Genomic DNA, 11,883 nt, shown 5'->3' with positions numbered 1-11,883 from the left:
CCTGCTTTAGCCGCCACGGCGCGCCTGCGCCAGCGCCGCGCGAACCAGGCGCTGGTAATGCTGCCAGCCTTTATAGTCCGCCAGCACCGGATCAATCCCCTCCCACGCTGCAGCAAACGCCTCGGCATGCCCCGGCCCGGCCAGCACCGCCCGCAAAGGATCAATCGCCACCCGAATCGTGAACACCACCGCGCCGGAAACTGCCAGCTTCGAAATCGTCTGCCGCTCCACGCGCAGCCACAGCCCGTCCAGCGCGCCGGTCTCATCCATCTCCGCTGCCCGCTCCTTGAACGGCGCCTGGCTCGGCGTAAACCGCTCCGTCCCCGGCTGAACGGTCCAGTTGAACCGCTCCAGCACCTGGCCGGGCCGCAGCGCGTCAAACATTCTGTGAATGCGCCCCACCATGCCAGTATTTGCCCCCGGCACCGGCCCATGCAGCCCGCCCAGCGGCTCGCCCAGCTTCTCGCCGAGCCGCCAGAAGGTCGGCGCGCAAAGGCTTCCCGCCTCCAGCCGCCAGAACCCCGCCTCATCCTTCATCAGCAGGCAGAGATCATCGGAAACCGCACTCGCCGCCCCCTCCAGCGCGCTTGGCCAGGCGCCCACCGTTGGCCCCGCCGCGCCGTGCACCGCCGCTGCCAGCTCCCCCGTCGCCGCCTCGCTGCCCGCGCGCGCGCCATAAACCTCACCGCGCCGATCCCGCATCAGCGCGCGCTTCTCCGCCAACGCATCTGCCTCCGTATCCGGACAAAGCCACGTCTCCGGCGCAATCGGGCGCAGGCCCGGTGCCAGGCTCAGGGGACCATTCAGAAATGGAAGATAGGGCGGCGCGCGCATCGCTTCACGCGATCCGCGCCGCGCCCCAGCTGACATAGCCGGCAATCTTCGGCGTATTGGGCAGATACATCGTCTCGGCCCCTTCCAGCGCGAAGCCCGCCTCGCGCAGCATCGCGCCGGTATCCCGTGTCAGATGGCATCCACCCGCCAGCGCCTTCCAAACAGGCTCCACCCGGCGCTGCCATTTGGCCACGCCCTCGTCCGGTGCCAGCCCATGCTCGGTGAACACGATCTTCCCACCCGGCTTCAGCACACGCTTTGTCTCCGCCAGCGCCGACTTCCAGTCCGGAATGGTACACAGCACAAAGGTGATGACGGCGGTGTCCACCGAATTGTTTGCCAGCGGAATATTCTCCGCGCCGGTCTCAAGGAAATCGATGCTCTTGCCGATGCCGAGCTCGCTGGCCGTGCGCTTGGCCTTCACCACCATCCCCGGCGCCGGCTCCAGCGCGTAGAGATGGTCTACCTTGCCGGCATCATACATGGCAAAGTTCGTGCCCGCGCCGCAGCCCAGCTCCAGCACCACGCCTTCGGCCTCCGGCACCACCTTTTCCCGCTGTTTCATGATCGGCCGCGTCGCGCAGGCACATGAAATCAGATGCGGAACGACATACCGCTCCCAGGGGTTCATCAGTTTTCCCGCCGTGTCGGAATGAAGCCCGGATAGGATTTTGATTGGATCAGCGTCCGCGTCGCCTCGGTCGGCCGCGCGATCAGGGCGTCCTGCGTGATCGAGACTTCATATTCAAACCCATCGCCCATCGGCTGATAGGTGGCCGAGCCGTATTCGGCGTCCACTCCGAAGCGCGATCCATAGGTATCGGCCAGTTTCGAGACATCAATTCCCGGCTCGGTGGTGACGATCCGTATGCCGTCAATCTTGCCCTCGGTCACAGCTTCGGAGGAAAACTGCATCGAGTTGGTCGAGCGCATATGCTCGATCCGGTAGATCGAGTCATACCCCAGAATGTTTGCCATCGGCTTGAACTTGATCACGCGCGCGCCGATCTGCCATTCATTGCCCCGGAAAACCGGCTGCGAGCCATCGGCCTGGAGCAGATGCGTGCCATCAGAGAAGGTCACGTCCGCCGTATAGGCGTCGGCCTGTCCCGGCACGGCCACAAACTTCACTACCGCCACCGGCCGCTCATAGGTGAGGCGCTTGTAAGTCTGAATGTTGAGCCCGATAAAGGCGACCATCCCGGCCAGCCCCACAAAGGCCGTGCCGAAGGCGAGCCGCGTCACCCCGGCAAAAGGCTTCAGATTGGCCAGTTTGCCAAACCCTGCGAACAGGAGGATGAGGCCAATCACCCCGGCAATCGACGGCATAATCCACCAGATCAGGCCCATCAAACATCTCCCTGCCCGGCGCCGCGGCCGGGGCCAAGTTAACCCTGTTAAACTTCATATCAGCGCTTTGCGGCGGATTTAGCAACCTTTCGCAGGGCTGCTGCAATTCATAACGGCCGTAAAATCAGGAAGTTGCGAAAATTCCAAGCACAGCGTTCCAGCCAACATAGCCCGCCACCCCCACAATCATCGCCGCAAAGCCCTTCCGCGCCAGGGCCACCCGCCCGGCCAGCGCCCGCGCCACGCGCACACCGATCAGCCCGCCCACGGCCCCGCCCGCCAGCACCAGGCCCACCAGCGGAAAGTCCACCTGGCCCGCCAGGGCATAGTTTGCCGAGGTCGTCGCCCCGAACAGCGCCACCGAAACCAGCGAAGAGGCCATGGCATTGGACAGCGTCATCCCCGTCGCCATCATCAGGCCGGGCACAATCAGGAAGCCACCGCCAATCCCGAAAAAGCCCGCCGCCAGCCCGGTCAGCAGGCCCAGCGGCAGGATGCGCGCCATGATCGACGGCGTAATATGCACGTCTGGATTGCCCTCCCCCTTCGGCTTGCGGAACATCGAGAGGCCAATCGCCGCCATCGCCAGGGCAAAGGCCGCCAGCAGCCAGGTGCCATCCACCCGCAGCGCCAGCTGCGACCCCGCCACCGATCCCAGAATCCCCGCAACGGCAAACGCGCCCGCGCACGGCCATTTCACCCGCTTTGCCCGCCAGTGACCCACCAGGCTCACCAGCGCGATCGCCGCCACGGCGGCGGCCGATGTCCCGATCGCCACATGCGGGTCTTTCACGCCCACCGCATAGATCAGCAGCGGTGCGGCCAGAACGCTGCCCCCACCCCCGAATGTGCCGAGAAACACGCCGACCAGTGCGCCGCTGGCCAGCGCGGCCAGTATCACAGGCAAGGTAAGGTCCATCTGCGGCTCCTTCGCCGTCGGGCTTGAACAGCCTTAAATATATGAGAACTTGCTAAATTAGCAACGCCTCATATATTAGCACCAACGCAGATAAGCCCGCCGCCCGAAAGGACCATAAAATGCCAGAGATCAAAGCCTTCTTCGACACGGCCACCAACACCGTCACCTATCTCGTCTGGGACGGCGCCACCCGCCAGGCCGCGATCATCGACCCCGTGCTCGATTTCGATCCCGCCCCAGCCCGCCTCTCCACCAAATCGGCAGACGACGTGCTCGCCGCCGCAGAGGCTGAAGGGCTGAACATCGTCTGGGCGCTCGACACCCACGCCCATGCCGATCATCTCTCGGCGGCCGATTACATCCGCCAGAAAACCGGCGCCAAAATCGGCATCGGCGCGCATATCACCGAGGTTCAGAAAACCTTCCGCCCGATGTTTGGGCCCACATCTGACGCGCCGGATGAAACCGTCTTCGACGCTCTCTTCCATGAAGGCGACGAAATCCCCCTCGGCAACGAAACCATCCGTGTGCTGCACACGCCGGGCCATACCGCCGCCTGCCTCACCTATCTGATCGGCGACGCGGCCTTTGTCGGCGATACCGTCTTCATGCCCGACTATGGCACCGCGCGGGCAGACTTTCCGGGCGGCGACGCGCATGCGCTCTACCGCTCGATCCGCAAGCTGCTCGCCCTGTCACCGGAAACCCGCATCTTCACCGGCCATGACTATCTCCCGAAAGGCCGCGACACCCATGCCTGGGAAGCCACCGTCGGAGAGCACCGCGCCGCAAACCTCCACATGCATGAGGGCGTCTCGGAGGAAGCGTTCGTCGCGATGCGCACCGCCCGCGACCAGACCTTAAGCGCCCCGCGCCTCATCCTCCCCTCCCTGCAAGTCAACATCCGCGCCGGCCGCCTCCCGCCCGCAGAGTCTGACGGGCAAACCTACCTCCGCCTGCCGGTAAACCGGCTCGGCAAATAACACGCTAGCGAGCCCCCTCCGCTTCGCAGGAAGGATTGGGCGTACCCCGCGAAGCCGGATGACGGAGGGGGGAAAGCCAACCGGCACAAGCCGCCGCATACCTCCCCTACCAGCCTACCCCAACGCGCCCCCTGCCCAGGCCCGCCAAAGCCTGATAGGGCCGGAGGCATCATGGCCATACGCGACTTCCTCCTCCTCTGCGCCGTCTGCCTCGTCTGGGGGCTGAACCTTGTCGTCACGCGCTGGGCCGTGGCCGACATGGCCATTCCGCCGATCTTCTTTGCCGCGCTGCGTTTCCTCGGCGTCGCGGTGTGCCTTGTGCCCTTCCTCTTCCCGCGCCCGCCAAACCTGCGCACGCTGTTCCTGGTCTCCATCATGATCGGCAGCGTGCATTTCGCGCTCCTCTTCATCGGCCTGCAGCATGCCGAGGCCTCCGCCGTCGCCGTCACCGGCCAGCTCGGCGTGCCTATCTCCACGCTGATGAGCATGCTGTTCCTGGGCGAGGTCATCCGCTGGCGCCGCGCGCTCGGCATCTTCCTCGCCTTCATCGGCGTCATCATCATCGCCTTCGATCCGGGCAGCTTCTCGGTCTCCTATGGCCTGCTCTACATCATCGGCTCCGCCTTCGTCGGCTCGGCGGGCGGCATCATCATGAAGTCGATGCCGAAAATTTCCGCCCTGCGGATGCAGGCCTGGGTCGGCGCGTTCAGCTTCGCGCCGCTGTTCGCCCTCTCCTTCGTGATGGAGACGAACCAGCTCGACGCCTATATCCATGGCGGCTGGATGGTCTGGGCCGCCAGCGCCTTCGCCATCCTCGGCGTGTCGGTGTTCGGCCATTCGGCCTTCTACACCCTCCTGAAGAAGTATGACGTCTCCCTCCTCTCCCCCCTCACGCTGATGACGCCGATCTGGGGCGTGATCTTCGGCATCGCCCTCCTGAACGAGCCGCTCACCCTGCGCCTCATCCTTGGCGCCATCGTCTCGCTGTCGGGGGTGCTTGTCATCGCGCTGCGGCCGAACGAAAAAATGCCGGAAGCTGCCCTCGGCAAGAAGGCCGCCTCGGGAGACTCGTAATGCAGATCGAAGACACCCCCAGCCCGAACTATGACGAGCGGAAACACCCCGTCACCCTGCTCGTGCTGCATTACACCGGCATGGAAAGCGGCGAAGCCGCCCTCACCCGGATGCGGGATCCCGAAGCCAAGGTCTCGGCCCATTACATGGTCTGGGAAGATGGCCGTATCGCCCGCCTTGTGCCGGAAAATCTCCGCGCCTGGCATGCCGGCGTGTCGAAATGGCAAGGCCTGGAGGATCTCAACTCCCGCTCCGTCGGCATCGAGATCGTCAATGGCGGCCATGACTACCGCGCCTCTGGCGGCGCCCTGCCGCCCTATCCCGGCGCCCAGATCGCCGCCGTCATCGCCCTCTCGCGCGAGATCATGGCCCATCACGCCATCCCGCCCACCGGCCTCGTCGGTCATTCCGACATCGCCCCCACCCGCAAGATTGATCCGGGCGAACACTTCCCCTGGCCCCGCCTCGCCGCTGCCGGCCTCGGCCTCTGGCCCGAGCCTGAAACCGGCGCCGCCTGCGTCTGGTCGGGCGGCGACGCCTCCCGCCTCAACGCGCATCTCGCCGCCATCGGCTATGACACGGCCGACATCCCCGCCGCCCTGCGCGCCTTCCAGCGCCGCTGGATGCCCGCCGCCATCACCGGCCTTGCCGACACCGAGACGCTGCGCCGTCTGGCTCAGATCGCTGCGGCCTACTCGTCCGCGTCCGGCGCTTCATCCTCGCCCCAGGCATGAGCCCATTCGGTCGCCAGCGCCGCCCCCAGCAGCAGCGATGACACCGAGGCCGACAGCCAGATGAAACCGAGGATCAGCGACGCCAGCGCGCCATAGATCGTGCTCATCACCGAATAATGCAGGTATAGCTGGAACAGGAAGGTCACGCCCAGAAAGGCCACCGCCGCCGCCCCTGCGCCCGCCGCCAGCGCCCGCGTGCCCCGCCGCACATGCCCGCGCAGCGACATCACCAGGATCAGATAGAAGACCGCAAAGCTCGCCACCCCTTTCGAGATCCAGAGCGAGTCCACCACTGTCGCGATCTCCTTGGCAAAGCGCACCGCCAGGCCCCCGGCCTCCTGCACCGCCACCGTCGCGATCAGCTGCGTTGCCCCCAGCAGCCACACGATCAGGATCAGCGTCGCCGTCAGCGCCAGCGACGTGCCCTGAAAGCGCGCAAACTTCGTCCGGTCGGCCGTGCCGGCGATCATTCTGATGCCGGTAATCAGCGCCTTGGCACCGGAGGTTGCCGTAAACAGCACCAGGATCGCCGCCAGAAAGGCCCGCACGCTCAGCCCGGCCGGCGTCATCTTCTGGATCGCGTCCACCTCCTCGAAGGTCAGCGGCTCCACGCTCTGGCTGAAGAAATTGGTGATCGGCTTGGCCAGCTGATGCGCCAGTTCCGGCGGCAGGAAAAAGGTCAGCAGCGTCAGCGTCATGTAGATCAGCGGGAAAATCGAGAACAGCGCATAGAAGGCGATCCCGCCGGTGACAATGCGCACATCCGGCCGCACCAGCCGGCGCACAGCCCGGATTGCAGGATCGATGAAGTCGGGTCGCCAGCGCTCGAGCATCGTTGCCTTTCTGGCACGGTCCGCCGCAGAAACAAACCGGGGATTAGCCCGCCCCTGTCCATGCCCTCCCCGCCTGCATTCATTACAGGCAGAGCCCTGCCGCGCTCGCTCCTGTCCGCCGGGGTCGCGCGGCGGGGCATCCTCGCGCATGCCTGGCGTCATCTCCCAGGCATCCACCTGCTGCCCGAGGGCTCTGGCCCGAAGGCCGCAATCCTGCGGATGAGGCAGAGCCGGGACGCCGGGGACATCTCATTCCTCAAACAAATTATATACCGTCCCCGGACAAATCGGGCCCTTGCCCCATCCGCAGGACCTTTTCAGCCCAGGCACAGCCGGACAGGGATACTCCTTGCCCGGTTGATTTTGTTGCATATTTTTGAAGCACGTCACAATCATTCCACAGGCGCAACGAAACCTGTGAGATTCTTCTCCGTCAGCGAGAAAAAATCTGGACAGCCTCTCGACTCAGGCGAGGCCTTGTGAGATCGTTTCGGTAAGCCAACGGAATACGCGGCAGGAGCAAACCTGCCAACGGAACCGGAGGACAAGTCCATCGCCCCCGGACGAAACCGGGTCAGGAGCAAAGCCGGGAGACTGGTGGCGCAAAGGGCCCAGGTGGAGATGAAGGGATAAAGCAGGCGATGGCCGGGAGGCGGGAGCTAGACCCAGCCAAACGGGGCCGTATGCCGTAACGGGGCGCGATCCGTAGACGGTGACCAAGAAGTGAGTGCCAGCAATGGCAAGCGCAGGCGGTCAGCCGCATGCTTGCAACCCCCCGGTTGCGCATGGCGGCGACGGAAACGGAAGCGTGCGCCTGAAAAGGCGAACGTCCGGGTCCGGAGGGTGATGTAAGGTAATCCGCTCGAACGGATTGTCTCCAGAGCCTGATGTCGATCGAAGACCGAAATCGAGTGCTAGCACAGTGTCTCGGTAGACCGATTCGAAACACACGGGAAGGCACGAAGTCCGCAAGGGGTTCGTGCCTTCTTGCGTTTCGGGACCAAGGCCCTCACCTCCCACTTCGCGGGAGAGGGGTTTTGCGATGCGCTTGAGGTGAACCCCCAGCCCCTCTCCCTCCGGGAGAGGAGGGGCCCATTGCGCAGCAATGGGAGGTGAGGGCGCGCGTAGCGCGAAGCCGCCCGCCCCCCCATTTGCACTGCGCCCCCAAACCCCCTATATCCCCCGCCAGACCAGATGGCCGGGCAGCCGCTGGTATGGGGGTAACCCCATACTGGAGGAAAGTCCGGGCTCCAGGTGGACAGGGCGACGGCTAACAGCCGCCCGGCGTGAGCCGAGGGAAAGTGCCACAGAAAGTAAACCGCCCAAGGGCTTCGGCCCGAGGGTAAGGGTGAAAGGGTGGGGTAAGAGCCCACCGCAGCGCTGGTAACAGCGCTGGCATGGCAAACCCCGCCCGGAGCAAGACCAAGTAGGGGGCACATACGGGCTGTCCGCCGCTCGTGCCCCGGGTGCGTCGCGCCGAGGCGTTCAGTAATGAGCGCCCCAGAGGAATGGCTGCCAGATCCCGCAAGGGACGAACAGAACCCGGCTTATTGGCCATCTGGTCTAATTTTTTCGCCCGGCCCGCCCTGGATTGACGGATATATCCTCCGGTGTGATGTAGGAAACCGGTGCGCGCAAATGCCGGTGCCTGATGGAGACGTGTTGCAATGCCCAGGCCCGCCGGCGCCCGCAATCATGACTTTGACGAGAAACGCGCCGCCCTGCTCGATGCGCTGACCGATTTTGCCCTCTCCGCCGATCTGCGCCGCCCCTCGCTGCGCCAGTTTGCCCAGGCGATGAATGCCTCCGAGCCGACCCTGCGCCATTATTTCGGCGACCGGCAGGGCCTCGTCATCGAGATCCTCGAGAATATCGGCCGCAAGGGCGCCCCCCTCTGGGCGGTCGTCGCCCTGCCCTCGGCCAATCCGGCCACCGCCTTTGAGGAATATTTCCGCATCTCCGAGGCCGGCATGCGGCTGGGCGGTTTCATCCGTGCCCATGCATTCGGGCTGATCGAAGGCCTCGCCGACGAAGCCATCGGCCAGGCCTATCTCGAAAAAGTGCTCGAGCCTGCGCTGGGCGCTGTCTCCGACAAGCTGCGCGCCACCCCCGGCGCCCCGCAGGACGAGGCCGAGCTGCGCGCCGCCGCGCTCGCCGCCCTCTCGCCCCTGCTGGTCATGAGCCTCCACCAGGAACTGCTCGGCGGCGCCACCACCGCCCCCATAGACTCCAGTAAAGTCATCGCCGCCCTGCAAGTCTGGCTCGGCAAGGCGCTCACGCCCTGACGCCTCCCCCTACTTCCGCATCGCCCGCTTGAGCGTTTCCCGAACCGCGTCAATCTCCGCCTCGGCCGTCGCCCAGGAGCATACAAACCGGCTCGATCCGCCGGGCCATTCGGCATAGAAAGCGGCGCCGTCTTCCTGCAGCTTGTCGATGTCGTGCGGGTCCAGAAGCGCAAAAACCTCATTACCCTGAACATCAAAGGCAAGCTCGATACCGTCCTCGCGGAACACCGCCGCCAGCTTCTGCGCCATTGCGTTGGCATGGGCCGAGAGGCCGAGCCACAGCCCGCCCTCCAGCATCGCCTCGGCCTGCGCCGCCAGGAAACGCATCTTGGCGGGCATGTGCCCGGCGCGCTTGGCCCGCGCGCGCAGTTCCTTGCCCTTCGCCTTGGCCGCCCCGAACAAGATAATGATATCGCAGCTCAGCGCGCCGGTTTTCGTCAGGCCCAGGGTCAGCACATCGACGCCCGCTTTCCAGCTCATCTCCGCCGGGCTGGCCCCGGTATGCACCAGAGCATTGCCAAACCGCGCCCCGTCCATATGCACCGCCAGCCCGCCGCCCTTGGCCCGCCGCGCGAACCGCGCCACCTCGTCCGGCGTATAGGCCGTGCCGCATTCGGTCAGGTTCGTCAGCGACAGCACTGCCGGGGGCGTGCCATGCACAAAGCTCGGATCAAACTCGTCCAGATAGTCCTTGAACACATCAAAGCTGATCTTCGCGCCCTCGCCGGGCAGAAGGTGCAGCCGCCCGCCCCCGGTAAAGAATTCCACCGCCCCGCGCTCATCCATCTGGATATGCGCTTCTTGGTGGCAGATCACCGAAGCAATTGGCGGGCAGAAACAGGCAAGCGCCAGCGCGTTCGCCGCCGTGCCCGAGGGCGTAATCCAGAAGTCGAAATCCTCTGTCTCGAACACCCGCGCCAGCTGCGTCCGCACACGCGCCGTGATCTTGTCAGCGCCATAGCTGGGGGCAGGCCCGGCATTGGCCCGCATCATTGCTTCGAGCACGGAAGGATGGGCCGGCGCGGCGGTGTCGGAGGAGAAGTTCATGGCGCCTCTCAGATCTGGGTGTCGGGGGTCTGCCACATCAGGTGCTGGCCGCCATCGCAGGCGATCATCTGCCCGGTCACGCTGGAGGCGCTTACCAGATAGCGCAGCGCCCGCACGATCTCCTCCGGGCTGCCGCCCTCCCCGGTCAGGGTGGCGGCCTTTTCGGCGGCAAACTGGGCAGGGGTCTGATGCACGCTCTGTAGCGTCGGCCCCGGCGCAATGGCGTTGACGCGCACCTGCGGCGCCAGGCCCTGCGCCAGCGTCTGCGTCGCCTGCCACAGCGCCGCCTTGGACAGGGTATAGGTGAAGAACAGCGGATTGAGCTTCAGCACCTTCTGGTCGATCAAGTTCACCACCAGGCCCCGCTCGCCCTCCGGCAGGTGGGTGGCAAGCTGCTGGGCAAGATGCACCGGCGCGCGCAGGTTGGGTTCGAAATGATGGTCCCAGTCTTCGCGAGTATGGCTGGCGGCGCTGTCGCCGGTAAAAGTCGACGCCGAATTGACCAGCAGGGTTACCGGCATGCCCAGGAGTGTCCGGATTTGTCCAAAAAGGTCCGCCCTCTGACGCTCGTCTGACAGGTCACACGCGACGATTTCGGCCTTCCCGCCCGCGGCCCGGATGAGCGCGGCGGTCTCCTGCGCGCCCTCGGCAGAGCCCCGGTAATGCACCGCCACGGTCCAGCCATCGGTTCCCAGGGCCAGCGCCATGGCCCGGCCCAGGCGGCCGCCCGCCCCCGTCACCAGCGCGCCCCCGGGTGTCATCCGCGCACCATCTGAACCAGCGCCATGATGTTCGTGCCCGTCACCAGGCCATAGATATACGCCGCGTAGACCAGCAGCAGCGCCAGCCCCAGAAGCCGCCCCATCTTCACGCGCAGCAGGATCAACGCCGCGAATACCAGCGCCGCTGCCCCCATCACCCAATGGTCATAGCGCTGGAACATTGGCGCCACCTCGAACGGTCCCAGCAGCGCAACGATCCCGCCCGCGCCCAGAAGGTTGAACACGTTGGAGCCAAGGATATTGCCGATCACCACATCGCCCCGCCGCCGGAATGCCGCCGCCAGCCCCGCGCCGGTCTCCGGCAGCGAGGTGCCCAGCGCCAGGATGGTCAGCCCGATCCACTCCTCCGGCACCCGGAAATGCCGCGCCACCCCTTCTCCGCCCGTGATGATCATGCCGGAGGCATAGACCAGCCCGGCAATGCCAAGCGGCACATAGAAAATGGCCCGCCAGACCGGGGGATTGAGCGTCACGGCATCGGCATGATGAGAACCGCGCCCGGCGATTTCGTCATGCCGGGCCGCGAAGATGGAAAAGCCGGTATAGCCAATCAGAACCAGCAGGAAGCAGAGCCCCATCAAAGGCTCCAGCGGCAGGATCGCCGTCATCCCGATCCAGATACCGGTTGCCAGCAGCAGCATGCCGAGCGCCCGCCCCTGCCCGGCCCCGCCGGTACGGTAGGTGAAGATCAGCGCCGGAATGGCCGCAACCATGAGAATGTTGGCGATATTGGAGCCGACGATATTGCCGATGGCCAGGCCCGGATTGCCGTTCAGCGCCGCGTTTGCCGAGATGAACATCTCCGGCGCCGAAGTTCCAAAGCCGACAATGAAAACGCCCGCAACCAGCGGCGACACGCCCATCGCGCGGCCCAGGCCAAGCGCGCCCCGCACCAGCAGGTCTCCGGCCAGCGCCATGAGGAGCAGCCCGCCAAAAAGGGAAATGAGCAGGATGGGGTCGGGCACCGCCTGCTCCCTTGAAGATTAGTCCAGGCGCTTGAACTCTATGAGATTCAGGATGCCGAACACAACTACAATGGCGG

General features: G+C 65.3%; 12 protein-coding genes and 1 other RNA gene. 5 read left to right on the top strand and 8 right to left on the bottom strand.

Annotation, left to right across the window (positions count from 1 at the left end):
* Nucleotides 1–6: 6 nt before the first annotated feature.
* The 4 genes from BBF93_RS01345 to BBF93_RS01330 form a co-directional block, all read right to left on the bottom strand.
* Nucleotides 7–870, bottom strand: coding sequence for a DUF3445 domain-containing protein (locus BBF93_RS01345; protein ID WP_114104773.1), 864 nt, complete (start codon nucleotides 868–870; stop codon nucleotides 7–9).
* On the bottom strand, nucleotides 839–1,465 hold the full coding sequence (locus BBF93_RS01340) for a class I SAM-dependent methyltransferase (protein ID WP_114104772.1): 627 nt from the start codon (nucleotides 1,463–1,465) through the stop codon (nucleotides 839–841). The genes BBF93_RS01345 and BBF93_RS01340 overlap by 32 nt, the downstream gene beginning before the upstream one ends.
* Entirely contained in the window at nucleotides 1,465–2,184 is a 720-nt protein-coding gene (locus tag BBF93_RS01335) for a hypothetical protein (protein WP_035593890.1), read from the bottom strand. Before BBF93_RS01335 ends, BBF93_RS01340 begins: the two co-directional genes overlap by 1 nt.
* 124 nt (nucleotides 2,185–2,308) lie before the next feature.
* Nucleotides 2,309–3,103, bottom strand: coding sequence for a sulfite exporter TauE/SafE family protein (locus BBF93_RS01330; protein ID WP_035593888.1), 795 nt, complete (start codon nucleotides 3,101–3,103; stop codon nucleotides 2,309–2,311).
* A gap of 119 nt (nucleotides 3,104–3,222) precedes the next feature.
* On the opposite strand from BBF93_RS01330, the gene BBF93_RS01325 reads away from it, so the two are divergent.
* From BBF93_RS01325 to BBF93_RS01315, 3 genes are all read left to right on the top strand, one after another.
* Nucleotides 3,223–4,086, top strand: a complete 864-nt coding sequence (locus tag BBF93_RS01325) for an MBL fold metallo-hydrolase (protein WP_114104771.1) — start codon at nucleotides 3,223–3,225, stop codon at nucleotides 4,084–4,086.
* A gap of 171 nt (nucleotides 4,087–4,257) precedes the next feature.
* Nucleotides 4,258–5,160, top strand: a complete 903-nt coding sequence (locus BBF93_RS01320) for a DMT family transporter (protein WP_035593884.1) — start codon at nucleotides 4,258–4,260, stop codon at nucleotides 5,158–5,160.
* Entirely contained in the window at nucleotides 5,160–5,894 is a 735-nt protein-coding gene (locus tag BBF93_RS01315) for an N-acetylmuramoyl-L-alanine amidase (RefSeq protein WP_035593882.1), read from the top strand. The genes BBF93_RS01320 and BBF93_RS01315 overlap by 1 nt, the downstream gene beginning before the upstream one ends.
* Here the strand turns inward: BBF93_RS01315 and BBF93_RS01310 are convergent.
* A complete protein-coding gene (locus BBF93_RS01310) occupies nucleotides 5,852–6,727 on the bottom strand; it encodes a YihY/virulence factor BrkB family protein (RefSeq protein WP_035593880.1) in 876 nt (291 codons plus the stop codon). The two genes, BBF93_RS01315 and BBF93_RS01310, sit on opposite strands and share 43 nt — an antisense overlap.
* A 1,190-nt stretch (nucleotides 6,728–7,917) precedes the next feature.
* On the opposite strand from BBF93_RS01310, the gene rnpB reads away from it, so the two are divergent.
* Together rnpB and BBF93_RS01300 are read left to right on the top strand one after the other, a co-directional pair.
* Nucleotides 7,918–8,293, top strand: an RNA gene (gene rnpB / locus BBF93_RS01305) — RNase P RNA component class A.
* Nucleotides 8,294–8,394: 101 nt separating this feature from the next.
* The gene (locus BBF93_RS01300; RefSeq protein WP_114104770.1) at nucleotides 8,395–9,012 is read left to right on the top strand and encodes a TetR/AcrR family transcriptional regulator; all 618 of its coding nucleotides are present in this window, start codon (nucleotides 8,395–8,397) and stop codon (nucleotides 9,010–9,012) included.
* Nucleotides 9,013–9,021: 9 nt separating this feature from the next.
* Here the strand turns inward: BBF93_RS01300 and BBF93_RS01295 are convergent, their stop codons facing one another.
* Genes BBF93_RS01295 through BBF93_RS01285 form a run of 3 tightly spaced genes read right to left on the bottom strand, consistent with a single transcriptional unit; the run spans nucleotide 9,022 to nucleotide 11,806 of the window.
* Nucleotides 9,022–10,059, bottom strand: coding sequence for a low specificity L-threonine aldolase (locus BBF93_RS01295; RefSeq protein ID WP_114104769.1), 1,038 nt, complete (start codon nucleotides 10,057–10,059; stop codon nucleotides 9,022–9,024).
* Nucleotides 10,060–10,067: 8 nt separating this feature from the next.
* Entirely contained in the window at nucleotides 10,068–10,820 is a 753-nt protein-coding gene (locus BBF93_RS01290) for an SDR family oxidoreductase (RefSeq protein WP_035593875.1), read from the bottom strand.
* Complete coding sequence (locus tag BBF93_RS01285; RefSeq protein ID WP_114104768.1) at nucleotides 10,817–11,806, bottom strand: sodium:calcium antiporter; 990 nt, start codon at nucleotides 11,804–11,806, stop codon at nucleotides 10,817–10,819. The genes BBF93_RS01290 and BBF93_RS01285 overlap by 4 nt, the downstream gene beginning before the upstream one ends.
* Nucleotides 11,807–11,883: the final 77 nt, after the last annotated feature.

Source organism: Hyphomonas sp. CACIAM 19H1 (genome assembly GCF_003325995.1).
GTDB classification, from domain to species: domain Bacteria; phylum Pseudomonadota; class Alphaproteobacteria; order Caulobacterales; family Hyphomonadaceae; genus Hyphomonas; species Hyphomonas polymorpha.
This window is presented reverse-complemented; position numbering and strand designations above follow the sequence as displayed.